17 protein-coding genes are annotated in these 26,313 nt (G+C 39.8%); 1 reads left to right on the top strand and 16 read right to left on the bottom strand.

Annotated features, from left to right (window positions below; all coding sequences use genetic code 11):
• Positions 1-89: 89 nt before the first annotated feature.
• The 16 genes from BQ5338_RS00705 to BQ5338_RS00630 form a co-directional block, all read right to left on the bottom strand.
• Positions 90-2,222 carry a GH92 family glycosyl hydrolase gene (locus BQ5338_RS00705; protein WP_071144917.1) on the bottom strand — a complete coding sequence of 711 codons (2,133 nt, stop codon included), beginning with the start codon at positions 2,220-2,222 and terminating at the stop codon, positions 90-92.
• A 47-nt stretch (positions 2,223-2,269) separates the two neighbouring features.
• On the bottom strand, positions 2,270-4,615 hold the full coding sequence (locus tag BQ5338_RS00700) for a glycoside hydrolase family 3 N-terminal domain-containing protein (protein WP_071144916.1): 2,346 nt from the start codon (positions 4,613-4,615) through the stop codon (positions 2,270-2,272).
• Positions 4,616-4,816: 201 nt separating this feature from the next.
• Positions 4,817-6,004 carry a DUF1735 and LamG domain-containing protein gene (locus tag BQ5338_RS00695; protein ID WP_071144915.1) on the bottom strand — a complete coding sequence of 396 codons (1,188 nt, stop codon included), beginning with the start codon at positions 6,002-6,004 and terminating at the stop codon, positions 4,817-4,819.
• A 12-nt stretch (positions 6,005-6,016) separates the two neighbouring features.
• Positions 6,017-7,006, bottom strand: a complete 990-nt coding sequence (locus BQ5338_RS00690; RefSeq protein WP_071144914.1) for a BT_3987 domain-containing protein — start codon at positions 7,004-7,006, stop codon at positions 6,017-6,019.
• Positions 7,007-7,025: 19 nt separating this feature from the next.
• Positions 7,026-8,021 (bottom strand): glycoside hydrolase family 18, encoded by a 996-nt coding sequence (locus BQ5338_RS00685; protein WP_071144913.1) that lies wholly within the window; start codon positions 8,019-8,021, stop codon positions 7,026-7,028.
• Between the two features lie 40 nt (positions 8,022-8,061).
• Complete coding sequence (locus BQ5338_RS00680; protein WP_071144912.1) at positions 8,062-9,660, bottom strand: SusD/RagB family nutrient-binding outer membrane lipoprotein; 1,599 nt, start codon at positions 9,658-9,660, stop codon at positions 8,062-8,064.
• A 12-nt stretch (positions 9,661-9,672) separates the two neighbouring features.
• Complete coding sequence (locus BQ5338_RS00675; RefSeq protein ID WP_078063341.1) at positions 9,673-12,966, bottom strand: SusC/RagA family TonB-linked outer membrane protein; 3,294 nt, start codon at positions 12,964-12,966, stop codon at positions 9,673-9,675.
• Between the two features lie 171 nt (positions 12,967-13,137).
• Positions 13,138-14,121, bottom strand: a complete 984-nt coding sequence (locus BQ5338_RS00670; RefSeq protein WP_071144911.1) for a FecR family protein — start codon at positions 14,119-14,121, stop codon at positions 13,138-13,140.
• Positions 14,122-14,161: 40 nt separating this feature from the next.
• Positions 14,162-14,698 (bottom strand): RNA polymerase sigma-70 factor, encoded by a 537-nt coding sequence (locus tag BQ5338_RS00665; RefSeq protein ID WP_071144910.1) that lies wholly within the window; start codon positions 14,696-14,698, stop codon positions 14,162-14,164.
• Positions 14,699-15,022: 324 nt separating this feature from the next.
• Complete coding sequence (locus BQ5338_RS00660) at positions 15,023-15,757, bottom strand: DUF1573 domain-containing protein (RefSeq protein WP_071144909.1); 735 nt, start codon at positions 15,755-15,757, stop codon at positions 15,023-15,025.
• A gap of 90 nt (positions 15,758-15,847) precedes the next feature.
• Positions 15,848-17,140, bottom strand: coding sequence for a DUF1735 and LamG domain-containing protein (locus tag BQ5338_RS00655; RefSeq protein ID WP_071144908.1), 1,293 nt, complete (start codon positions 17,138-17,140; stop codon positions 15,848-15,850).
• Positions 17,141-17,155: 15 nt separating this feature from the next.
• Positions 17,156-18,361, bottom strand: a complete 1,206-nt coding sequence (locus BQ5338_RS00650; protein WP_071144907.1) for a DUF1735 and LamG domain-containing protein — start codon at positions 18,359-18,361, stop codon at positions 17,156-17,158.
• Between the two features lie 12 nt (positions 18,362-18,373).
• On the bottom strand, positions 18,374-19,315 hold the full coding sequence (locus BQ5338_RS00645) for an endo-beta-N-acetylglucosaminidase family protein (protein WP_071144960.1): 942 nt from the start codon (positions 19,313-19,315) through the stop codon (positions 18,374-18,376).
• 39 nt (positions 19,316-19,354) lie between these two features.
• A complete protein-coding gene (locus BQ5338_RS00640) occupies positions 19,355-20,956 on the bottom strand; it encodes a RagB/SusD family nutrient uptake outer membrane protein (protein ID WP_071144906.1) in 1,602 nt (533 codons plus the stop codon).
• A gap of 22 nt (positions 20,957-20,978) precedes the next feature.
• Positions 20,979-24,278 (bottom strand): SusC/RagA family TonB-linked outer membrane protein, encoded by a 3,300-nt coding sequence (locus tag BQ5338_RS00635; RefSeq protein WP_071144959.1) that lies wholly within the window; start codon positions 24,276-24,278, stop codon positions 20,979-20,981.
• 247 nt (positions 24,279-24,525) lie between these two features.
• Positions 24,526-25,386, bottom strand: coding sequence for a FecR family protein (locus BQ5338_RS00630; RefSeq protein ID WP_235816350.1), 861 nt, complete (start codon positions 25,384-25,386; stop codon positions 24,526-24,528).
• A 345-nt stretch (positions 25,387-25,731) separates the two neighbouring features.
• Between BQ5338_RS00630 and BQ5338_RS00625 the strand changes: the two genes are divergently transcribed.
• Entirely contained in the window at positions 25,732-26,289 is a 558-nt protein-coding gene (locus tag BQ5338_RS00625; RefSeq protein WP_071144905.1) for an RNA polymerase sigma-70 factor, read from the top strand.
• The last annotated feature ends 24 nt before the right edge of the window (positions 26,290-26,313 follow it).

Raw genomic sequence — 26,313 nt, 5'->3', positions numbered from 1 at the left:
GGAATGAAAAAGGTTGCATAAAAATTAAAGATTTGTAACATCAAATATGAAAATGTCATCGGGTAATCGAAAAAATTATAGTAAAAACCTTACGGCCTATCCCTTGGATCCACTCCAAAGCTTGAAGAGGGTTGACTTCCCATTTCAAACTCAAGCACACCACCCGCTACAATATCTTTATAATGAATATAAGATTTAGTGTAAGGTTTATGATTGAGCCTTACAGACTGAATATACCTGTTTTCTTTGCTGTTATTATGGGCGATAATCTTAAAAATCTTATTCGCTCCCACAGCTAATTCAGCTTCATTAACGATCGGAGTACCAAAGATATAAACGCCTCCGGCAGGGTTCACCTGATATATACCGAGTGCAGACAGAACATACCATGCAGACATTTGGCCAACATCTTCATTACCGCACAAACCATCCGGAGCATCATGATATAAAGTGTGCATCACCTCGCGCAATCTCGGAGCTGACTTGTATGGCTTCCCTACATAGTTGTATAAATAAAGAATGTGGTGACTTGGCTCGTTGCCATGCGCATACTGCCCTATTAAACCCGAGATGTCAGGTGCAGCATCTTTTCCTAAATCGCCTTTCACTTCAAACAATGAGTCTAATTTCGAGGTAAAAACCTCATCACTTCCAAACAAATTGATTAATCCATGTACATCATGCGGTACAAGCCATACATACTGCCAAGCATTGCCTTCTGTATAATCACCTTTACCAGGAGTGGTCAGAAATGGATCGAACGGTTCGCTAAAACTTCCGGTGGATGAAAAGCCACGCATAAAGTGTGTGCTCTTATCCCAATAAAATTGATAAGACTGACTCCTACGATGAAAATATGTATAGTCATCCTTCTTACCCAGTTGTTGAGCAACCTGTGCTATGCAACCATCCGCCAAAGCATATTCAAGCCCTTTGGCAGTCGTTTCGTTTGTCGGCTCTTTATCATAAGGAATATAACCATATGCTTTCAGCAAATTCATCGAACGTTCATCAAGCATAGCTGAGGTTTTCATAGCCTCAAAGGCCACTTCTTTATCTGCTACAAATCCTTTCAATAACAAATCAGCCAATACGGGAATGCCGGGATTACCCACCATGCAATCCGTCTCATTGCCCATCAAATGCCACACGGGCAACTTTCCTTGCTGCCTAAAAATAGCCAGTAACGTTTGAGCATAATCTCTCATACGTTCCGGGTGGACCAGCGTGGCCAGAGGATGTGCAGCCCGATAAGTATCCCATAATGAGAAAGTGGTATAATTCACAAAATCAGCTTTTCTGTAGATCTTTCCATCACTACCCCGATAGTCTCCATTCACATCACAAAAAACAGATGGAGCAATCATCGTATGATAGAAAGCGGTATAAAAGATTCTTTTATCAACATCATTATCCATAGAAACTTGTATCTTCTCCAACTCTTTGTTCCAGAGAGATTTCGCTTTATCGGCCACTGCATTAAAATGACGTGAGCCAACCTCAGCTTTCAAGTTCAATTTTGCATTCTCTACACTAACAGCAGAAAGACCAACCTTAATATAAAGTGGATCATTTTCTCCATTCGTTATAAAAGAGAAGATACCAACAGAATCATTAATAGCTGTAAAGTGACGAATCGGTTTAGAAAAGACGGCTGCAAAGTAGACCTGTTGATTCTTTGCCCACCCGGTTGAGATACGATATCCGGAAATCGAACTATCGTTTTCTTGCACCAAACGACTATCGGTCCATTGATCCCAACCAATTCCTTTTTGCAAATCGACTACCACCATCGCCTCTCCTTTTGAAGGAAAGGTATATCGATGAAATCCTGTTCGTGCTGTAGCAGTGAGTTCCACATTTATATTAGATGGGGATAAACGAACCGAATAATATCCCGGCGATACTTTTTCATGATCATGATTAAAATAGGAAACACGACTTTGGTCTTGGGTAGGAAAGAAGGTGATATCGCCCAAGTCGCCTATACCTGTTCCACTGAGATGCGAGTGGCTGAAACCAACCAAAACAGAATCACTATAATGGTAACCGGAGCACCAGTCCCAGCCCCTGACGGGTTCTGTTGGGCCCAACTGAACAAAGCCAAAGGGGACATTCGCTCCCACAAACACATGTCCGTGTCCGCCGGAACCGATTCTCGGATCAACATACTGAACGGGATTCTTGCTTTTTGCCGCAAATGCCTGTTGCCCACAACCCATAAAGCCCCAGAACAATATCCCGGCTAGTTGTACAAATTTAAACTTATTCACTTGATTTCTATTTTATCAGTTAATCGTATATCATTCGAGGAAGTTCCTATCTGGAGTTGAAAGTCGCCAGATTCTACTACCCGTTTCATTTCTATATTTATCAAGGAGAAATCTTCCTCCGTAAGCAGAAAACAAACGCGTTTTACTTCTCCTTTTTTTATAAAGAGGCGTCGATAGTGTTTGAGTTGCTTCATCGGTTGCACTACCGATGCAACTTCATCCCGAAGATAGAGTTGAGCAACTTCATCACCGTCGTATTTCCCTGTATTCTTGATATCAAAAGACACTTCGAAACAAGAAGAAGCCTTTTGTGATATTTTCAAGTTCGAGTACTCAAAAGTAGAAAAGCTTAGCCCATATCCAAAAGGATAAAGTGGCGCGGAAGACATTTCAACATAATCATGGCTAGCCGGATTTTTTTTATTGTAATAAACAGGAAGTTGTCCAACGTTTCTTGGCACTGAAACCGGTAAGCGGCCGGCAGGGTTATAATCGCCAAACAAAACATCTGCAATCGCATCGCCTCCTTCTTGTCCGGGATACCAGGCAGTCAGTAAAGCATCCGCGTGATCGGCCGCCCAGTTTTTATCCAGCGGACGTCCTTCAATATAAATCACAATCAACGGTTTCCCCGTGGCTTTGAGCGCTTTGAGCAAATCCATTTGCTTGCCCATAAGTCCCAAAGACCCTCTATCAAATCCCTCTCCGCACTCCATGTCACTCACCGCATTAGAAGTTGTAATTGCAGCTCCGGTCTCTTTATAGCTTGTTTTAAAATCACGGGCACTGGAACCACCGACTACAGCAATAACCACATCAGCACGACGAGCGGCATCAACAGCTTTCTCCAAATCACAATTAGCCGTATCACGAATAGCACACCCCTTAACGTATTCAACATGTGAAGCGCCAATTTTCTTTTTAATCCCTTCCAAAACCGTAACCACATTACTCTCTTCTTGAGGGGCCGTATAATCACCAAGCATATTGTATAGATTATCGGCATTAGGTCCTACGACGGCCACTTTAGTAATTTGTTTCGAAAGTGGCAAAGTCTCTCTTTCATTTTTCAATAAAGTAATCAACTGCCGGGCACAATTACGTGCCAGCTGAATATGCTCAGCAGAACGCACTTCCTTCTTCGCTTTCTGAGGATCTACATACGGATGTTCAAACAATCCCATCTCAAATTTCAAACGCAGAACCCGACAAACAGCCGTATCAATCAAGGCTTCATCGATCTTCTTTTCACGCACCTGCTGAGTTAAAGTAGCAAAAGCATCCCCTCCCAAATCCGCATCAAGACCAGCGGTAAGTGCCATGGCAGCCGCTTCAGCATTTGAAGAAGCAACAAAGTGCTGAGCATGAAGACCTTCAATACTGTAAAGATCAGAAATAGAGAAACCACGGAAGTTCCATTCGTTATGTAGCAATTGTGTCAATAGATAATGGTTAGCTGTTGTAGGAATCCCGTCCATTGAATTGTATGACGTCATCACAGACAATGCGCCTGCTTGTATTGCTTTACGAAAAGGTGGTAAAAAATCAGTCAGCAAATCCCTTCTTCCAACAAAAGACGGATTGCCATTTTGTCCACCCTCTGGTATCCCATAAGCAATAAAATGTTTTAATGTAGCGACAGTCGCATATGCTTGATTCAGCTTTCCGCCACCAAGACCCTTCACCATAGCAGCAGCCAAAGAGCCTGACAAAACAGGGTCTTCACCGAAGGTTTCCTCCACCCGAGACCATCGTGGATCACGAGCCAAATCGATTACCGGCCCGTAACTGATATGTCCTCCTTGCAAACGTATCTCCTGACCAATAGCTCTCCCCTCTTCTTCTAATAAAGAAGGGCTCCAAGTAGCAGCCATACCTACACCGGTTGGAAAAACAGTAGCGCCAATAGCCATATGACCATGAGGCGCCTCTTCTGCTAAAAACAGAGGAATACCCAAAGGTGTATTTTCAATCACATACTTCTGTAAAGCGTTGCCAGCCTTAGCAGCAAATTCAGGTCTCAGTCCGTTTTCTAACGTTTTCTTTGTCCACGGATCCGCTCTATAAACGCCCCAAAGCATACCCGCATGTTTTTCCTTTACTAAAGATTTAAATCGTTCAGAGACCTTTACCTGGTTTCCTTTTAAATCATACATCTCCCATCCCAAGGGGCATAATAGTTGTCCCACTTTCTCTTCCAAAGTCATGCGACTGAGCAGATCCTCTGTGCGAATCTCTACGGATAAATTAGGATTCCTATAAGGAAAAGCCTGTTGTGCCGAAAGATATAATGAGCAAAAAAAGAATGCAAGCTCGCTCAATACAATTTTTCTGTTATACATAGAGCCTGTCTAAATTTTATTACAAAAGCACGTCAACATCTATATTTTCACCTTCAATATTTAATTCATTACGTTGTAAACGCATAAGCTTTCGAGTTTGATAAATATTTGAGCTTTACTGCCACAAATATAATAAAGCTCTTGGCTTATGCGTTTAAAAAGCTAATTCACACTACAAACATGGGAACTAAATCTAAATGTCTAAAACGGACATTTCTGGTTGTCTACCCACTTTATAGTACCATAAGGAACAGCATTGTATCCGTGCCCGGTCATATCAAGCACACTACCATCTTCCTGCGTTTCTCCGTCGAAGCGCCAATAAGCCACAAGGCCTTTGCTAGTAGGGTCTACGTAGCAGACACCATCTTGAAGTTCAGCAGGGGTACGAGCAACGTTCCATACACGGCATTCGCTGATATAACCATCGAAGAAGCGTTGATGACCGACTGAACGACCGATAGCGAAGGTATCGTCCCAAGAGTGACCATCGTAAGCCATACTCAGATTAATAGTACCACCGTTATTCGTTTCCACAAAGTGAATTTGCTCTCCATTGAGGTAAAGGTGCAGATAGCGACCGTCGTATACGGCAGCAAAGTGCAACCAATGTCCGGTTTCGAATTCCTTGTCTACCCAAGACTCATAGTGGTCTTTTTGATCGGGATGAGCAGCTGTACCGATAGAGCCCTTCGATAATTGCAGTTTGTTGGCAGGATTACCTGCACCGTCGCCAAAACGGAAAAGGAAGTTCTCCTCACAGCCACACAATGAACTGATACCACTAAAAGAGACAGGGAGTACTTTCATCTCCAGTGTCATTTGACCAAGTGCCTTTACGGGGCTATTGTCGCCACCAAAGCCAGGTATGTCGAAACAGCCGGAGCGAGCCAAGTTAGCAGCCTTAATTTTAATAACTTTAGTCAACATCAGGTAAGCGGTACGTGAAGTCTCAAGCACATTGAGCCCCCCCCCTTCAACAGAAGTGATGGACACAGGCACACAGTAGGAAATACCTTCCTGCAATTCTTTGGAATCTGCCTGAACTTCAAGTTGCGTCGATATGGCTTTGCCTGCCTTAATCACAACCTCCGATCCATCCAGCGAATAGCTTCCATTGGGAGGCAATTGACAATTGCGTCCGGTAGAAGCATTAAATTCATCGAGCAACTCAGGAGCTGGTTTCATTTTAACCGTAATGTCTGTTTCGGCTTTAGTAGTGGAGGACACCGTAAGGCCGACGCTTGACTGACCGTCAACAAGGAAACGAATATTTTTTGACGATAATGTACCAGTTACATATATTGCATCGCCATAATCAGCTCCTTTTTTGCAGCCTGCCATGCAAAGCAACAAAGCTAATAAAGATAATAATGTATATTTTTTCATAACGTTTTAAAATTATTGTTCTGCATAAATATTAAACTCACTTAAATACATGGTAGTATAATAGTATGAACTATAATAAGGTTGTGCTTTTTTTACAAGCTTAATATAACGTCCCTCATAAGAACCATAGAATACAGTATACACCTTTGTTGCCGTTAGTTTACCTACTTCCTTCCACGTCACATTATCTTTACTTACATAAACTGATACACCAGACATATACGATGAAGCGGCATTTCCACGGTAATTTAAATACAGTCCAGCTACTTGATACGTCTGAGCCATGTCTATCACAAGAGAGAGATCCGCATTACTCGTTGTATAAGAACTGAGACTAAAATTAGTGGTATTAACTCCATCAAACAATCGGGCTGTAGTTGAATTTGCTGGAGTAGAAATCGCTGACCACGCAGAACGTTCACTGACCAATGAGCCACGAATATCCCCTTCTGTTGCCGAGTCGTTAATATTGTTTGTTTCTGTAGTAACAACAATATAAGCTACATTCATATTAGTACTGGCAGCAGCATTTCCACCAACTACCTCAGAGATCCTCAATGGAATAACATAAGCAGTCTCCGTTAGTTTATCCAGATAGCTATCCTTCAGTTTAACATTCAAAGAATCTGAAGATATCATCCCATTTTCCGGAATAGTCAATAACTCATTACCCAAATCAATAGCATCTACAGGAATAGCACTATAATTTGTCCCATTTACTGCATTGTATTTATCTATATACGAATTATCAACCGCTACTGTTGCTTTAACAGCTGCATTCGCTTTTTGTGCAGAAAAAACAGGGGCTTTATAATTTACCTTACTGATACTTCCAATAGCAGTATGCACCACTTTAAAACTATTTTCTGTATTTCTCAAGAATATCCGGTTCATCGAATCTCCTTCAAAATCATATTTCTCATTATTTTCACAGGACGCAAAATTCATCAACAGAACCAACAGCCCTACACAGTACAATTTCTTTTTATATAGTATCTTCATAAAACGTCATATTACATTATTAATAAATTGCCGGATTTTGAATCTGTATACACTCGCGAAAACGTCCGTATGGACGAGGATTATTCTCGTGCACATTATAGTCGCGATGAATAAAAAAGGCACCAAAGCCACCTTTTCTTCCTGTAGCAGGTTGATAGCGTGCTTGCGCATACATCTCCGACATTTTACCTTGCCAGTTATCACCCATGTTGCAACAGAAAACTACCTTTTCGATAGGCCAACCTGTAGATGTGCCACCACCATAAGCTTGCGCAATGTAGTAGTTGCATATATCAATCAACGAAGATGTAGGATCGCCTGTAGCATCCACACAAAGCATCTTGTCGGTATCAGTCACGTCCTTACCGTATCGTTCTTGAATGAGAGCCAAACGTTCTTCCTTTGTAATATTAGGGTTAGGCCCCATGTACTTAGCTAAATAATTCATAAAGTGGAGAAAGTGATCACCAGACAAGAAGTCGCCTTCGGGTTCGTAGTCGGCATCAAAACCATCAAGATCATTCTCAAAAACTTGGTCCAAGAAGTATTCGGCATACATCTCAATGGCTTTATTAATCGCCGCATCCTTCTCTTCACCTGCCGACATTTGAAGAGCCTCATTATAAGCAATTTTGAAATCTTTTTCGTCTGTCTCTGCATCAATACGTGTGATGGCTACTGCAAACATTTTAGTGCCTTTCACCTTCTGAACAAATCGAATTTCTTCCCAAATGTCTGTGTTTTCTTGGGCAGGAATACCGCCCCACATAGAACAGATATCGAGACTATCGGGCAAACCCATGAAGCGCACTCCCAAAGAGTTTTGTCCTCCATATTGAGCAAACCATCCGAAAGAAATGGAGTGGTCGCTGGCTTTGTAATCGCGCAAATTTTGATAATATAAGTCACTGTAGGTATAGGGTTCCTGAATTTCATTCGTTTTGATGTCTGTATCACATGCATACATCAGTGAGCCCATTGCTACAAGTGCCAATAGATATTTGATTGTTTTCATAATCAGATTAATTTCTTATATTTATTACTAAGCTTACTGTTTATCTCACGTCCCACCAAAGTTTCGTTCCGGCGATGTCATTACCTCTCAAGAGAGATACGGCTGCATTTACATTCTCCGTGTTGTTTGAATACTCTGTTGTGGGGAACTTGAGCCGGCTAATCAGTTTGCCGTTGGCAACTTCGGTGACGCCGTTGTAAGTGTAAATTTTAATAAATCCAGGATAACCAGTTCTACGCATTTCGCTCCACGCTTCTTGACCATCAGGAAAAAGAGAGATCCACTTCTGAACCATGATACGCTCTAGTTTAACTTCATCTCCAACGGTATTATCCCAAGCGGGAGACAACTGAGAAAGGTCACTGGCAGAAGTTGAACCTCCACCATAAGACGTTGTAGGATCTTGATAAGAGGGAAGTGGCAAACTTTGGCTATTAGCGATGTAAGCATCAGAACCCGAAGCACCCCATTGAGCAAAAGAAGTGCGAATGCCTTGTTCATAGTAATCTTGAGCAGATCCATTTCCAAGCCCCATTCGCAACGACGCTTCAGCCAAAAGGAAGTAAGCTTCGGAAGCTGTCATCCATTGCATTCCGTCGTCAGAAGCAACATTGATACCCGAAGCAGCTGCTGAATAACTATCTTTGTTTATACCTGACATACCATTACGTACACCGTGGTAAGCACCATCAGTAGCCGTACGGAAGTAGCGAGAGATACGTGGGTCATTATACCCATTCAGATAGCAATCCATCGTGGCACCCATCCGCATATCTTGGAAACTTTCACTCACTTCCCAAATTGGATTGGTGAAGGTAAACGATGACGTTTGATGTAAAATAGCTGAGTCATCAGTAGAAGTCATCAAACCATAGCTATGATTGATGGCTGCAACAGCTTCTGTTTGTGCTTTTGTTTTATCAACAAAAGAAATACGCATAGCCAGACGTAAGCGAAGGGTATTGGCAAACTTAATCCACTTGGTGGTATTACCACTGTAGATATAGTCGTAATCTTCCATATACTTCGCCGTATTGTTGTTGCTATATGTAGTCAACGCATTGATAGCTTGATCCAGTTCTTCAAAAAATGTAGAGTATACATCTTGTTGGCTATCGTAAGGAACTTTGGTAGATGTACCGAACTTGCTATATGGAATAGGTCCATACATATCAGTGATGCGACTCATGCCCAACACCTTAATAATGGTTGCCATAGCTCTGGCGGGAGAATCTTTGTCGGTAACATCCGCAATAGATTTCCACGGCTGCATAATATACATATAAGCATCGGAGAAAGGAGCGTTATACCAATTTTGATAAAGTCTATATTGATCGTTGTGAACACTGGTATAACTATAGGTATTGATGTTGGCAATATAACTGGCAAAAATGTCTCCCGTTAGCATCTCTGTGATCTGATATTCGCCTCCCAAATCTTCGCCTACAATAAATACACCTTTTTCCATCTGAGTAAAAAAGGCACCCGTGTTTAGGTTATCCTGAGCCATTTGTTCGGGCGTTACTTCATTTGGATTGACGTTCCATTTTTTAAATTGATCAGTGCAAGAGGTGAAGACTAAGCTTCCCAACAGAAACGCACCGCTTATCATATTTCTATATTTCAAAATCTGTTTCATCTTAATGGTACTTTAGAAGTTAAGTTTTACAGAGAATCCAATGTTACGCAAGCTCGGCAACATGAAGTAGTCCATTCCACTGAAGTGAGTGCCAGTGCTGGCCGTCAATTCAGGATCGAAAGGAGCCTTACAGTAGAGCATAAAGAGATTGCGTCCGGTAAAGGCCACGTTCATGCCCTGAATCCAAGGAACCCATTTAGTCACGGGTAAATCATAACCCAATGTAAGTTCTGCCAGACGGATGTTAGTAGCGCTATACACATACATAGAACTTGCACCCGTACCTACCGCCTGGTAATATTTTTGAGCAGCAGGAACCAAATAACCGTTAATCATCACACCACCAGCATCACGAGCATCGGCTGATGCCTTAGATGTGCCGTAAGCATCCATCAAGGCTTGTGTCATTGACACTCCGACACCTCCCACGCGGGCGTTGATCAAAAAACCAAGAGAAAAACCTTTCCAGCTGAAAGAGTTACGCCACCCCATGGTGTATTTTGCCTGAGAGTTTCCGGCATATACCCAACCATCACCACGTTCGCCTGCGTTGTTATCAACCGATACGGTGTTATTCACATAGTCCACATCGATGTATCCATGTTCATCAGTCTTCAGTGCTGTAACATAGAGGTCTCCAATTGAACCATCTACGGTTAAGCGGGAAATAACGTTGCCGATACCGCCCAAATCGAGTATATCTTGTTCAACTGTAAGACCCGGTGAAAGTTCAGTAGACTTAAGCAACTTCTTAACCTTATTACGGTTCAAACTATAAGTAAAGGAAGAATTCCATTGTACTTTACCAAGAGGTTGATTTAATGACAAACTGACTTCAATACCTTTATTATCTATCTGACCACCATTAATATAAATAGAAGTGTAACCCGAAGATGCAGAGAGTGAAGGGTTGAACAACTGGTTAAACGTAGAAGTTTTATATAAAGAAACATTAAGCGCTAACTTCTCACCCCAGAAATTAGATTGCAAACCAACTTCCCATGAGTGAGTTCGTTCGGGCAAAATGTCATTATTGGGATAAGTAGTTGTAGAGGTAGGCGTACCAGATTCATAAGGATAAGTCTGATAAGCAATGTAGTGCGTTGGAGCGTTACCGACCTCACTATAAGAACCACGAACCTTCAAGAATGAAAGTACATTACTCTTGATAGGAAATAGATCGGTTAAAATAGCCGAAAGACCTACCGAACCATAAGGCAAATTATTCTTTTCTGTCCAAGCTAAACTCGATGCCCAATCAATTCGTCCCGTTAAATCAAGGTAGAGTTTACTTTGCCATCCCACCTGTGCGGTAGCAAAAAGTGATTGGGTTTGGTCGTGATAATCGTTTTGGTCGAACTTTGCATTTTTTTGATTGAGATTTTTTAGCGTAAAACTATTGGCTACTGAGTTTAAATCGCCGCCTATACTATAGTAATTATAATTAATGTCTTTAATGCTAGTACCAACGTTAGCAGCCAATGAGATATCACCAAAATACTTATCGATATTCAACATCATATCGCCATAAATTTGACGCGTTGATTCATTGTTTTTATAATATGCTCCATATTTTTGTGCAAAGATAGCATCGGTAGAAGCTGAATATTTTTTCTCGGAGATAGCAGAAGTATAATCCATCTTAGCACGTCCGCCCAATGTGATGCCTTTGGCTATATTATAACTCAAACCTCCACTAATCAAGAAACGGTTCTTATGATTAATAAAATTATCGCGATTGGTAATCCAATAGGGGTTTTGCATACCGATACCCATATTTCCCCAAGGCCAATATTGAGTCTTAAAACCTCGGCTTTCGTCGTACATTTCAAACAATTTATAGGTATCCAAGCTATAACTGGGCGACATCAGGTAAGTAGAAACGATAGGGTTAAAATACTGTCCTTGAGAAATCATATTTTGCTCGCGAACATTCATATAACTAGCGCTCAGATCCAAATGCAGCTTATCTTGCAACAAATCAGTCGTGTTGCGAATGCTAAAGTTGTATCTGTCGAGCGTATTGTTTTCTACAATGCCTTCTGCATTGGTAGCTGCCAAAGATAGGAAGGTTTGGTTTTTCTCTGTCCCATTGCTAATGCTCAGTGAGTTTGTCTCATTCAAGCCTGTTTGATAGAAGTCCATAGGATCGTAGCTACTGGGTTGAGCCAGTTTCTGTCCCCAACTCTGTAATGAGCCGCTACTGGCACCATAAGTGTTTTGGAACTCCGGTGTAACAAAAGGCTCAAAGAAAGAGGTGTTGTTGGAGTAGCTCACGTTCAATTTGTTGACTGAGCCTTTTTTTGTGGTAATCATAACAACACCGTTAGCAGCCTCGCTACCATAGAGTGCAGAAGCAGCAGCACCACTTAGCACCGACATTGTCTCGATATCTTCGGGATTAATCATGGAAGCACCGTCACCGCTTTGCCCCATACCTGTGTAGTAATCCGAAGGCTGAGTCGTTTCGAGTGAAGGCATCGGAATACCATCGATGACATACAACGCGTTGTTATTTCCGGAGATAGACTTTGCTCCACGCATCACAACCTTGACTCCACCACCGATGCCAGACGAGCTGGCATTGATGTTTACACCGGCTACTTTTCCTGCCAGACTATTCATAAAGTTAGCATCTTTAACACCAACTATTTCTTTAGCAGAAACCTGTTGTACATTATAAGATAAAGCCTTCGCCTCTTTCTTAATACCTAACGCAGTTACAACAACCTCGCTAAGTACTTTTGTATCTTCTTTCATTACAACAGACAAACTGGAGTCAAGTACAATTTTCACGCTCTGTGAGACATAACCCACATAAGAAAAATCAAGAACATCTCCTTTACTGGCTTGAAGTATAAAGTTACCGTCAATATCGGTAATAGTACCCGAAGGGTCATTCTTTATCTTAACGTTCACCCCAATCAATGGCTCTCCGTTAATATCGACGACTTTTCCTTCTATCTTTTTAGGAATGACGCGTTCTTTTTTATCAGCAAAAATCATTATATAGCCATTACTTAATTTATAACTGAAACCTGTCCCTTTCAGTATAAAATTTAAAGCTTGTCCAATAGTTTGACTCTTAATATCCAAAGAGATACGTTTGGTCGTATTTAGTTGAGACTCGTTGTAGGCAACAGACATATTTGATTGTCTTTCTACCTCGACCAATGCTTCACGTAAAGAAATATCCGATTTTACAATCGTAATTTTGATATTTTCCTGTGCGAAGAGGAGTGTTTGCACAAATAGCAAACAACAAAAAAATGTTATACATTTAGCTTTTAATCGATATAAATTCATATCTTAGTAGCGCTTTTAGTGTTAAACTCATAATATTATTCTTCAAAGAAATTAAGCAGTATGCTTTAATGCTAAGAGATTATTTCATATCCGGAATCAGGCGTCCTCCTTTTTCCGGATACTTTTTTACATAATGGCGTATGTTTTTAAGGTTAATATCTTTATTGTTAATTATTTAGCACTCTTCAGATAGCAAACGTTTCCGTCTATTTTATATTTAAATCCTCCTACTACTTCTTTCATCACTTCCAATATTTCAGTTATATCAGCATTCTTACGGAAGCGGAAATTATATTTATCATTATTAAAGAAACTAACGTTACATTGAATTGTCATATTAAAACGGCGTTCTAGTGTAGATAGAATTCCTTTGATTGTAACGCCTCTAAATACAAACTCCCCTTTTTGCCAAGCAGTCACATCAGCAAGGTTTGCATTCTTCATAAAGCTCATTCCTGTATTTCTCGAGAATGTAACTTCCTGACCGGGAGATAATATATAATTCCTTTTACCCTCTCCGCAATCCACGAATACTTTCCCATGGATTAACGTAGCCACAATCTCATTACTTTCGGGATAAGCAGCTACATTAAACTCCGTACCCAATGCAGTAACAGACATTGTTGTCGATTTTACAATAAAAGGTTTATCAGGGTTCTTCTTCACTTTGAAATTGGCCTCGCCTATTAAATAAACAGTACGAGTATCTCCTTTGAAAGCTTTCGGATAAAGCAACAATGTACCAGAGTTAGTCTGCACAAAACTACCGTCAGGCAGTTCAACCGTTTTCATGTTGCCATCTGGTGTAAATTGTTGCACCATAGCTACTTCTGAGTATCTGTTCTTTGTGAGGAAGAAAGTACCAGAAACCGAAACAGCCAACAAGATCACAGCTGCCGCAGCATAGCGCCAGAGGCGAAGATAGCGGAAAGAGGTCTTCTTGTCGATTTCCATCTTTTTATAGACAGCAGCAAGAGAATCCCATGTACTTGCATCGGGCATTTGCTCAGTTCTCTCCCACAATGATTTCAATGCGGTTTCTTTCTCATCAGCGTGTTCGGAATCTAACAACCATTGATGCACCTCTTTGGTTATCTCTGGCTTCTGGTCGAAGTCTGTGAAAATACGTATAATCTTGGAGATGTAATCTTTCATCTTATAATTGCCTTTATACTGTATAGACAGTTATAAAAAGTCAACTACTCAATAGATATAAGAAAAAAAATAAAATAGTTTTCTTTAAGTCCATCAATGCCAGATAAATATGGCGCTCCACTGTACGGATAGAGAGTTTCTGTCTTTCTGCAATCTCGGCATTGCTCATTCCCTGCTTACGACTCATAAGGAAACAAGTCTTTCTTTGTATAGGCATCTTGTCTATTGTTAGCTTTATCAGAAGTTCTATTTCCTTAGCATAGAGTTCGTCGTGAATATCTGTTTGATATAAAGGAATATCATCTTGCACCAATTGCTCCCTATAAGCGCATTCAATTGATTTATGCTTCAGAAAATTGAAAACATGATTACGCACCATGGTATAGATATAACTGTTCCATGTATCACAATCTTCCCAAAGCTCAGGATTATCCCATAGCTTCACAAAAATGTCTTGGGCAATATCTTCAGCGTCATCTTCTGATTTCAATATCTTCCAGGCAAAGGCCTTCACTTTAGGGAAGGTAATGATGAAGAATTGTTCAAACTGGTGTTTTCGTTCCTCTGTATTAGTCATTTAAGATCTTTCCAATTAAGCTTAAATTATTCAGCCTAATCATTTCGTTTTTATCTGTAGTCAAAAATAGACTGTTTTAGAGAGATAAGCAACTAAAAACGTAAAAAGAATGAAATTAGCAAATAATACCCTCAAAGTAGAAGCCGAAATATCATTATAACATATAAAGTTTCACATATCGGCCAAACTGTTTAGCAATATCTTATAGCCTATAACAGACAGAGTAGTTGAGAAAGTTTCTCATCCAGTCTCATGCGAGACAGAATATGAAAAAAGATAAAGTATAAACATCTTTCTAATACCTATCCAATATCTGGAAAACAGCTAATAAACGCCCATAATCTTTGCTTGAAGCCAGTTGGAGAGTTTCTTCCCATTTACAACAGGATAAATATTTATGGCCTTTTCGCCATGAATATTCTTGGGCATTGTATAACTAAAAATCATCTTGCCCCGCTGCTTAGGAAGTATTTTTTTAGGATTCGAGAATTTTAAGTTTTTGTCACTACCAGCAACAATAAAGTTTAGCGACATTGGTTTATTAGTGTCATTGGCATAGCGTAACTCTATTTGATTAGTCTTTCCGGAAACAAGCGTACCAAAAACTAATACTTTCAGATTTAGGTGCAATCCATCACCAAATTCATAAGGGTAATCTTCCTCCACAGGATGTGCATACGGAACAACTCGACCTTTCACCCATATTCGATTAAAGTTTTTACCGTCATTACTCAAAACGACGATCTCTTTGGAGAAAAATCCGGGACGATAAAGAGGATTGAATGTAATCGTCACCTTCCCTTTACTTCCTGTTCTAAGAGGTTCTTTAGAGTAGCTAGAAGTTGTACAACCGCAACCGCTAGTTACGCCATTTATAGCAATGGGCATCTTACCTTCATTCCGAAACACAAAAGTATGAGATACTTTCCCATCCTTTTCCTTAATTTGTCCAAAGTCAAAGACTCTTTCTTCAAAAGAAATAACTTTAGAAACAGTTTGCGAATAGAGCTGACTACCCAAAACGGCTACTAAAACAAATAGTACAGTAAAACTTTTCATGCTATATTAATTATTGTCAGGAAAGAGAGGCGACTTACAATTACGAAAATCACCTCTCAAAAATATCTAATTCAATTAGCAAGTATGATATTACTCCTCACATTTATTTTTGTCATCAGTAATCCAATTTACAGCAGTACTCTTGTCAAATTGATTAAGTGTACCATCTCCTGTATTATCTCTCCATGTTTTTGACCAATCCATATCATAGCCATGACCAGTAGCATCTTTAAATACATGCCCTTGACCGTCATTCAATTTCCAGTAAGCAACTAACCCGTTAGACTTAGGATCAACACTACAAAGTCCGAGTTTTAACTCACTGGTAGTCAAAGCACGATTCCAGACACGTACTTCTGCCACACGTCCATTAAAGTATTGCTTAGAGGGATAATTTTCCCAAGACATGCCCAACTCAAAACGTTGAAAAGTACAATTAGCTGTTCCATTAGATTCAACATCTTTATCTCCATTGACATACATCACAAACTTACTTCCATCGTATGTCAAAGAGATGGTGTACCACTTGCCTGTATCAAATCGAGTATTAGAAAAAATATTGCCCCCAGGTTTAGCCCATTGCAAGGAGTTTATATCCGCATCCCCCTCACCAAAACGAAGCATATTTGAGTTTGATTCATTTTTGGAAGTAAAACTGCACAAACGACTGATTTTTTCAGGAGTATTATGCCAAGCATTTATATAACATTTAATTTCGTATGTGTAATTTGCCAAATTAACAGCTAAGTTATCCGGAGCAATATAATTACTATATAAATCAGGGTTATTCATATTTAATGCAGTAAAAAAACCCGCTGTAGATTTTATATTAACCACAAGATAAACAGTAGTATTGGCATAATCGGAACTTACTTCTGCACCTTTGCCGGAAACAGAGGTCAATCTGATAGGAGCTAAATAAGCCTTCTCAGTAAGCAAAGAAAGCTTAGAAGGATCAATAGAAACTTCGATAGAATCTTTTGATATATAATCCCCTTGAACAATATTCGCTAGCGCTTTGCTCATGTCAAAAACACCATCAGGAAATGCGACATAATTCGTTTTATATTTCTCATTAAAAGCTGCAATCAAAGAATTATCAACCTCCGATTTAACCGTCACGGAACTACTCATTGGCCTTGTTGAGCGGACAGGATATTGGAGATGGACATCACCAACGGCACCCGTTTCAGTCTGAATCACTTTAAAAGAATAGAGACTTTTAGGAGCATTCGTTGCGACCCATTTCCCCGTATTAACATATATTTTATTAGCAGAATTTCCTGTAACGTCATAGCTCTCTTTGTCACTGCAAGATTGTAGTGATAAAGTAGCAATCATCATAAAGCTTACGCAGAAATATTTATATAGATATGTTTTCATAATAACGTCCTCTTATTAATTGCATTTATTCTTGTCATCACTATCCCATCCTATTGCCGAGCTATAATCCAATTTATAGACTAACCCTTTCCCCTCACTAATTTCGCGAGCAGTGTTTGTCCAATCCATATCGTAGCCATGTCCCGTTGCATCCTTGAATATATGCCCTTCACCTTCATTCATTTTCCAGTAAGCAACCAAACCTTCTGATTGCGGATCAACCCCACAAAGCCCCATTTGCATTTCAGCTGGATTCAAGGCGCGGCTCCACACTCGAACTTCTGAAATTCGGCCATGGAAGTACTGAGAACTACGATAGCCGGTCCAAGACATGCCCAATTCAAAGCGTTGAAAGTCTACAGGTTTTCCATCTCCAGCGCCTTCTGCATCTTTTACGCCATTAACGTACATTGTCAATTTACTGCCATCATAAGTTAAAGAAACAGTATACCAACGCCCCGTACTAAAGAGGGTACTCGACACAATACTACCAGTTGGGCTCACCCACTGCAAAGCATTTACAGCTTGCCCGTTTTCACCAAACCGAAGCATACTGGAACGTTGTTCATCCTTAGAGGTAAAACTACACAAACGGGCAATAATATGCCAATCATCAGAATAGAATTTAATCTCATAAGTAAAGTTGGATAATTCTTGCTTTTTATCATCAGCAAAAATGAAGTTGCTATATAAATTCGTATTGCTGATATTTAATGAAGTAAAATGAATTACTCGTGAAATCTGCAAGAAGATAGTCTTTGAGGATTGTAGTACATCAAGACCATCCACTTGCGCAATAGTAACCGGAACAACATAAACACGGCCTTCTGCAAAATTCTCGGTAGAAACCACTTTTACGGTAGTCGGGGTTGAAAATGACTTACCTGCTTGAATCGTCGCATTAGCATCGTCTAATGTAACTGCTCCATCAGGAAGCGCAAAATAATTCGTCCCATGTTCTTTATTATAAGCTTCCACCTGTGAATTATCAATGGCAAATGTCACTTTCACATCTTTATCCACTATATTAGTTGCAGAAGCTGTCACAGCATAAGTAGAGGGGGTATCCTCCACTACAAACTTTGTTACAGGTGTCGTTTCTGTCCCAGTGATAAGTACGACTGTTTTCCCATAGTCAAATTTATCACCTTCAGTACAACTCATAATCGATAGTCCTAACACCACTCCCAATAAAGAATATTTAAATATATCTGTTTTCATTATGATTCTTATTTAATTATTTATTGCAGGATTCATTATTTGAATAGCCTTTCGGAATTCATTATAAGGTATACCAGATGCAGAATAATAGTTTCTCCCTAAAAAGAAGACTCCACAACCACCTTTGTCACCTTTGGCGGGTTCCCATCTTGCATAATCCAGCAGCCTACCTCCATCGGCATAAAAGACACCGAATGTTTCACAATAGATCATTTTCTCTGAAGGAAAGCCAGTAGGCTCGGTTAAAAAGCCAACCTGATTACTATAAGCTTGTTCAACGATATAATCACAATAGGGTATAATATCTGTTGGAGGTGCCCCTCTAAAATAATCTACTATCAGCAATTTGTCAGGTTGTTCACCTTCAGGACCGAAATACTTAGCCAGTTCTTTAACCAGTCTTACTAAGTCAGAACCACTCCAGCCTTCCCAGTCTACATCCACACCATCAAGTCCCGGTTCCAATACTTGGTTTACAATCCACTTTGCATAAGCAGCCATCGCTGCATCATCCTTATTCTGGCTAAGATCGTAATCAACACCGTCAACCGTAAACTTATGTCTATAATTAGAAGCATCGGCATGCATGACAAAACGCGTTCCTAGTTTTTCTTGACAATACTTCATGTCATTGTATGCTATAGGATGAGTCTCTGCCGTAGGTATGCCCATCCAAAGATTAACGATATCAATACTGTCAGGCAATCCTACCATACGTTCACCCCACGATGCCGGATTTTTATACCCGGTGACACCTTCTATCGGTGACCAACCTTCATAATAAGCATAGCTTATCTCATGATTGCTCTTCTTATAGTCACGCACATTCTGAAAGTATTGCTCATCATAAGTATTCAATTTCTGAATTTGTAACGGCTCAACATCTGTATCGCAGCTATAAAGAAGAAATGTCCCGATACAGAAAGTCAGCAAGCTTGTTATATCTATTTTCATTGTATTTATCTTTAACATTAAACAATGTTCATTCCAATATTATCGAGATTTCTTATCCCACCATAGTTTTGTTCCACCATTATCTTGACCACCTAGAGCAGCAATACCACTGGCAACTCCAATAGCATTATTGATCTTTTCGTCACGTGTATAAGGCAAACGACGAACTTGCAATTGAGCATCTACGGTACCGTTACTGCTGTTTTTCACAACAGGAATTAATTCGGGATATCCTGTACGACGATATTCGCTCCATCCTTCGGGGCCGTCAGGGTACATTGCAATCCATTTCTGTGTAATAATACGCTCCAGCTGTCCTTCAAAGTTTGCATTATCGCTCCATGCTGGAGTCACTTTACTACTAAAAGTATAATTATCACTACCAACATTATCTGTGAAAGAGCTTGGAGTTGAGGTAGCATCAGCCAAATAAGTATCGGCACTACCAGCAGTATTTTCTTCGAATGACACACGTACACCTTGCTCATAGAATGATTTGGCCGTACCTGTTCCCATATTCCAACCACGTAATGCACCTTCAGCACGTAGGAAGAATGATTCTGCAGCCGTCATCCACACTACAGGAGTAGAAGCACGATCCATGTTCAAATTCGAGATTTTAGCACCTTGGTAGTTACTCATATTGCTTGTCGTGATGCCAATACGTACACCATGATATTTACCATCAGCCGTAGCCTTAGTAAAATAGCGACTAATACGCGGATCATTCAAACCACCCATATAAGTAACGATTGAAGCACCAGGACGACAATCACCTGAGTTAAAATTATAAGCAATTTCTTGTAACGGATGATGATAGCTCAATGAATTATGTGAAAGCTCAGCACGATCAGCTTTGCTCTCAATAAAACCAAACACATTTTGTGTTGATTTTTCAGCTTCTTGCTTAGCTAGCGAAGAATTGGCGTAAGCAATGCGAATAGCAAGGCGTAAACGTAGCGTATTAGCAAATTTCACCCACTTTTTTACATCACCACCATATACGTAATCATAATCGCTCATTAATTTCGCCTCTTTATTGCCATTCACATAGTTACCTAAAACTTCAATGGCATTATCCAGCTCTTCAAAGAATTTGCTATAAACCTGATCCATCGGATCGTATAGACTGGAAGAGCCAAAATTCACATAAGGTATCGGACCGAAGCTATCAGCAATACGGTGCATGCCTTCCACCTTTACTACCGTGGCCAACGCATCAATTTCCGATAATTTCTGTTCAGTCGCTATTTTATGAATATTCTGCCAAGGAGCCATAATCCCGGTATAAGCGTAATCAAAAGTAGCATTTACCCACTGCTCCTGAAAGTTATACTGTCCATTGTGATTGGTAGAACCCAGTGTAGCAGCAATATAACCGGAAAAAAGATCATGCGACAGATTCTGAGCAATCTGATAGTCAGAATCCAGTGTGCCACCATCACTAATGATAACAACCCTGCGCAACATCTGTGAGAAAAAGGCCCCTGTCTTCAGGTTATCCGCCGCCATCATTTCCTCGGTGACTTCATTCGGATTTACGTTATCCGCATAGTCAATGCACGAAGTGTTATTTAATAGAATCAAAGACATTCCAATAACAGAAAGCTTGTTCCATGATAATATTTTGTTCAATATCATATCTTCTAAATTTTAAGGTTGATTAGAATTTAACTTTCACAGAAAATCCCAGGTTACGCAAGCTTGGCGACATAAACATATCAATGCCTTGAAAGTAAGTGCCGGTACTTGCAGTCAGTTCCGGATCAAACGGAGCCTTTCTATAAAGGAAGAAGAGATTCTTTCCTATAAATGATACGTTCAATCCTTTCATCCAATTCACATACTGAGTGATCGGTACTTCATAGCCCAACGACAACTCAGCCAAGCGGACATTGGTTGCACTATAGGTGTACATAGATCCAATTCCCCCTTGACTACCAACACTTCCAATCTTGTTGTAGTAGTCTTCTGCTCCGATGGGACGACCATTGACAATAGCTCCTCCATTATCGCGAGCATCGGCAGTAGCCTTTGACGATCCGAAAGCATCCATTGTAGCTTGTGTCTGAGATACCACTATACCACCTACACGGGTCGTAAACAAGCACCCCAATGAAATATTTTTATAAGTAAAAGTGTTGCCCCAACCAAGGTTATACTTAGGAGCACTGTTGCCGGCTTTTACAAAAACATCGGGCTGAGTTACAACCTGCTGATCAGAAGGGTGAACGTAAATAGCTCCGTGTTCATCGGTACGAAGAGTATTGACGTAAATATCGCCAATAGAGCCTCCCTCAAACAACATCATCTTGTACATGCTTGTTCCTCCCATGTCTATTTTATCTAATGTAGTAAGCTCATGTGTATAAGGATCCTTATAATCTCGCAGCAGTTCTACCACCTTATTTTTATTTAAAGAATAAGTCAGATAAGAATTCCAACCAAAGTTTCCCCAGTGATCCTCATAGCGCAAAGACAACTCAAGACCCTTATTATCTACACGACCTCCATTAACAACTTCAGATTTATATCCGGTAGTAGAAGAAAGCGTACGTTCGAAAAATTGGTTATAGGTCCGTGAACTATATAGTGATGCATCCAGCTTCAATCTATTTTTAAAGAAAACAAAATTAGCACCTACTTCCCATGATTTAGTACGTTCAGGCTTCAGGTTTGGATTAGGACGACGAGATTGAGTAACCGGAACACCGTCGACCAGTGCATAAGTAGGAACAGCGAGGAACATTTCGGGAGAGTTACCTACTTCTGAATACGATACACGCACTTTCATATAAGGCATTACATCTGTACTACAATGAAAAAGATCAGTTATAATTCCCGAAAGGCCGATAGAAGGATAGAAGAATGAATTGGTATTCGTTCCTTTAAATGTAGATGACCAATCATTACGGGCAGTCACATCTAAATAAACCCTAGATTTATAGCCTACCTGTGCACTGGCAAATACCGCACGTTTCTTTAAGTGATATGCATACTGGTTAGCCAGATTTTTCTCAGATGGATCTACATTCCCAAAAGTGAAGAGATTGGCTACTGACTTTAATTTCCCTCCAAAGTAATCAGATTGATAATCATTATTTTCAAAGTTTGCTCCCACATTAGCTGTCACATTGAGGGTATTGTCAACAAAGTACTTATTGATATTCAACAACAATTCACCGTATACTTGCTGATTTTCAATATTGCTCTTTGAATAGTAGCCATACTTGGATGCAAACAATGTATTTGTTCCGGCATCATACATGCGTTCACGACGCTCATTGTTGCGGTCCATCTTAGCACGCGCACTCAAATTAATCCATTTAGCAAAATCATACTTCACCGATGCCGTAGCCATGTAACGGTTTTTATGATTAGGCATATTAATATGTTCTGTTATCCAATAAGGATTTTGCATAGCCAAACTTGTGCTGTAAGGCCAATACTGAGTCATTAAATTACGTCCGGCATCATATCGTTGATAAGCCTGAACTTTAGAAAAATCATCACCGGCCGGAAACAGATAAAGCGAAACCAGCGGATTAAAGTACAACCCCTGTGATGTCATATTCTGTTCTTTAACAGAACTAAGCATAAAACTAAGATCAAGAGTCAGTTTATCTTTTAGCATCTTCGCAACATTGCGAACTGTTGCATTGTATCGTTCATAGTTGTTATTATGAATAATTCCGTTGGCATTGGTAGTACCTAAAGACACATAAGTCTGATTTTTATCTGTACCCGTTGAGAGACTAGCTGTATTAGTAACATTCAAACCTGTCTGAAAGAAATCTTTCGGATCATAATTACTAGGTGTATTTAACTTACTACCCCAACTATAGTAGCTACCTACCTCAGTCGGACCATACGTGTTTTGGAATTTCGGTAATACAAGAGGAGCAGAAAAAGTTGTGTTATTAGAAATAGTAACTAAGGTACGTCCTTCCTTCCCTTTCTTAGTAGTAATCATCACCACTCCATTGGCAGCGGCACTACCATACAAAGCAGCAGCAGAGGGTCCGCTGAGAACAGAAATGCTTTCTATATCATCCGGATTCAATCCGGAAATAGGATCACCCGATTGGCCCGCTCCCTCATAAGAATCAGTAGGTTGAGTCGAAGCTCTATTCATCTCGATCATGGGGATTCCGTCTACTACATAAAGAGCATTATTATTGCCATTAATAGACTTGGTGCCGCGCATCACTACACGAGAAGAACCACCCACACCGGATGAAGATGCATTAATGGTAACACCCGCCACCTTTCCATTCAAGTTATTAACAAAGTTAGCATCTGCTATGCGCGTAATTTCGTCACTACTCACCTGTTGCACATTGTAAGATAGAGATTTTGCCTCTTTCTTAATACCCAGAGCAGTAACTACAATTTCACCCAATTGAATGCGATCTTCTTCAAGAACGATGTTCAATAATCGGGCATCGGCTATAGTGATGTTCTTTGATGTATATCCTGTATACGAGACAATAAAGACAGCTCCCTTTTTCGCTTGCAGCGAGAAGTTCCCATCGATATCGGTTATAGTACCGGTAGTAGAACCTTTGACTTTGATATTAACACCAATCAAGGCTTCGCCATTTGCATCTTTCACTACTCCTCTAACAATGAAGTCATTCTGTTGTGCAACGGCATTCACTTTGTTTGTTGAAAGAATAATTTGTTTATCTACAATGGTGTAGGTAATATTCGTTCCATGAAATATCTCATCGAGTATTTCGGGAATTTTTCCACTCTTGTTATTAACGGAAACAATTCTATTTGTATTTATTGTTTTATCATTATACAAAAACACATAATCAGAAGTTTGTTCAATTAAATTCAAAACTTGTTCTATAGAGGAATTAGATTTACTAATGGGTCCTCTTGTTCTTTGGGCAAAACCAGTTGTGGCATGGAGTTGTAGGACCACAAAAAACAGTAAAACTAAACTAATCTTCATAACTAAAGGAAGTTTTAGATTTAAAGTGCATTTAGGCTTTAATGCAATAATTAAATGATTTTTTTTCATAACTTTGCGGTTAACTGAAGTTTGTTATTATTAATAATAAACTGAACGATGACGTCCGGACGAATTTCAAGACTCTAGCCGGAGGTCTCAATACTGTGGAAGAGGGCTGTGAGGCAGCTTTCTTCCATTTATTTTTTTACTTAATTCTATTTCATAGGCATCACATTTTTTTAGATTATCAATATAAGGTTACTATTATCTTCTTTTGTGTAAACGTTTCGTCTTTCTGTTGAACAGGTTCTTCTGACTTCCATTTCAAAGAGGCTGATTTACTCAGGTAATCAAGAATTTGGTTTAGATTTTCTCGGGTAAATGTAGCACGGTATTTATATTTCTTTCCAGATAGATTATGCAATTGAATGTCAACATTGAAATGACGGGAAAGTTTTTTCAAAACATCTTCCAAGGAAGTATTCCTAAAGATAAGTTTGCCATCTTTCCAAGCCGTTTTCTCATATATATCAATTTCTGATTTGCTAGTCTGCTGTGTGGATTCATTGTATAACAATCCCTGACCCGGGTCCAATTTGATTTCACTTTGGTTGCCGGGAACGATGACATTCACCCTCCCTTCTGCAAGTACTGCTTCTACATAATCATCATCGCTATATGCACTGACATTAAAATGAGTACCATATACATAGACATTCAGTCCGGTAGATGTATTGACATAGAAAGGATGTTCTTTATCCGCCTTCACTTCAAAGTATCCTTCTCCTTCTAGTTCCACCTGACGTTTATCTCCTTTAAATTTGATAGGATAACGCAGTTTACTACCCGAGTTTAACCATACAATAGATTTATCGGGTAACTCGTAGCGAATAATAGCACCCGAAGCCGTGTTCACTTCAGCATACTGCATTTCATCAGCAGAAGAGTCGCTAAAATACAAATAGCCAAATAAGAGAGAAGTAACAAGAAGTGGTATTGTAAGCATAGCAGCATATCGCATCAGTTGGCTACGCACTTGCATCGTCTGTTCTTTTTTTATCTTATGCTTTGTTCGCAAAAAAGCGGTTCGCGTGTCAATCGCTTCCATCTCCTTTATGTCCTTCTGCAGAGCCAAAGAAAGCTGCAAATCACGTATAATTTCACGTAATTCCGCCGAGCTTTCTGCAGCTTGTTCAATTTCTATTTGTTCATCGGGCGTGCACTTCCCTTCGCAATAACGGAGTAGCTTTTCGGGGTCCATATAGTCTATAATTTTCTTCAAGACATTCTTATTAAATTGTAATTACGAATATAATACAACTGATAAGATAAGAAAAGGACAGTGAAAAACAGTTTTTTTTCAGTTTAACTAAAAAAGATTAGTAGCTTGCCTATATTTAATTTAATAACCTATATTTGCACTATCTAACATTGCCTAGAACCAGAAAACTCTATGAAAATTCCCTTCCATGAAAATGCCAAGGACCAGCTTTTTCAAAAGCTATACGAAGACTATTACGCCCCTTTCTGCCTATTTGCAAAGAGGTATATAGATGATTCATACATCCGGGAAGATATTGTCTCGGACGTATTTGCCTCTTTATGGAGCAAACGCAACGAACTCGAACTTAAATCAGAAACGACGATTGCATTTCTAAAGATGTGTGTTCGCAATGGTTGCCTCAACTACCTAAAGCACCAAAACTATGAAATCGATTATGCAGTAATGTGCAACACACGCGCACCACTCTATGCAACATCACCTGAAAGTGTTTACACTCTGGAAGAATTATATGAACTATTGAATGAGACACTAAAAAAACTGCCGGATAGCTATAGAACGGTATTTGTAAAAAGCTTCTTTGAAGGAAAAACACACGCTGAGATAGCCGAAGAAATGAATTTGAGTATTAAATCCATAGATCGCTACAAGCAAAAAGCAGTGGAACTTCTCCGCAATGAATTAAAAGATTATCTACCTCTTCTAATCCTTCTTTTGGTTCACAAATAACTGTCTTTCAAAGTACTAGTTTCA

Source organism: Bacteroides ihuae (genome assembly GCF_900104585.1).
Lineage (GTDB): Bacteria > Bacteroidota > Bacteroidia > Bacteroidales > Bacteroidaceae > Bacteroides > Bacteroides ihuae.
This window is presented reverse-complemented; position numbering and strand designations above follow the sequence as displayed.

Excerpts from the sequence above, each read along its gene's own strand:
- BQ5338_RS00705 (WP_071144917.1), bottom strand. The coding sequence starts at position 2,222 with ATGGGTTGTGGGCAACAGGCATTTGCGGCAAAAAGCAAGAATCCCGTT.
- BQ5338_RS00700 (WP_071144916.1), bottom strand. The coding sequence starts at position 4,615 with ATGTATAACAGAAAAATTGTATTGAGCGAGCTTGCATTCTTTTTTTGC.
- BQ5338_RS00695 (WP_071144915.1), bottom strand. The coding sequence starts at position 6,004 with ATGAAAAAATATACATTATTATCTTTATTAGCTTTGTTGCTTTGCATG.
- BQ5338_RS00690 (WP_071144914.1), bottom strand. The coding sequence starts at position 7,006 with ATGAAGATACTATATAAAAAGAAATTGTACTGTGTAGGGCTGTTGGTT.
- BQ5338_RS00685 (WP_071144913.1), bottom strand. The coding sequence starts at position 8,021 with ATGAAAACAATCAAATATCTATTGGCACTTGTAGCAATGGGCTCACTG.
- BQ5338_RS00680 (WP_071144912.1), bottom strand. The coding sequence starts at position 9,660 with ATGAAACAGATTTTGAAATATAGAAATATGATAAGCGGTGCGTTTCTG.
- BQ5338_RS00675 (WP_078063341.1), bottom strand. The coding sequence starts at position 12,966 with ATGAATTTATATCGATTAAAAGCTAAATGTATAACATTTTTTTGTTGT.
- BQ5338_RS00670 (WP_071144911.1), bottom strand. The coding sequence starts at position 14,121 with ATGAAAGATTACATCTCCAAGATTATACGTATTTTCACAGACTTCGAC.
- BQ5338_RS00665 (WP_071144910.1), bottom strand. The coding sequence starts at position 14,698 with ATGACTAATACAGAGGAACGAAAACACCAGTTTGAACAATTCTTCATC.
- BQ5338_RS00660 (WP_071144909.1), bottom strand. The coding sequence starts at position 15,757 with ATGAAAAGTTTTACTGTACTATTTGTTTTAGTAGCCGTTTTGGGTAGT.
- BQ5338_RS00655 (WP_071144908.1), bottom strand. The coding sequence starts at position 17,140 with ATGAAAACATATCTATATAAATATTTCTGCGTAAGCTTTATGATGATT.
- BQ5338_RS00650 (WP_071144907.1), bottom strand. The coding sequence starts at position 18,361 with ATGAAAACAGATATATTTAAATATTCTTTATTGGGAGTGGTGTTAGGA.
- BQ5338_RS00645 (WP_071144960.1), bottom strand. The coding sequence starts at position 19,315 with ATGAAAATAGATATAACAAGCTTGCTGACTTTCTGTATCGGGACATTT.
- BQ5338_RS00640 (WP_071144906.1), bottom strand. The coding sequence starts at position 20,956 with ATGATATTGAACAAAATATTATCATGGAACAAGCTTTCTGTTATTGGA.
- BQ5338_RS00635 (WP_071144959.1), bottom strand. The coding sequence starts at position 24,278 with ATGAAGATTAGTTTAGTTTTACTGTTTTTTGTGGTCCTACAACTCCAT.
- BQ5338_RS00630 (WP_235816350.1), bottom strand. The coding sequence starts at position 25,386 with ATGGAAGCGATTGACACGCGAACCGCTTTTTTGCGAACAAAGCATAAG.
- BQ5338_RS00625 (WP_071144905.1), top strand. The coding sequence starts at position 25,732 with ATGAAAATTCCCTTCCATGAAAATGCCAAGGACCAGCTTTTTCAAAAG.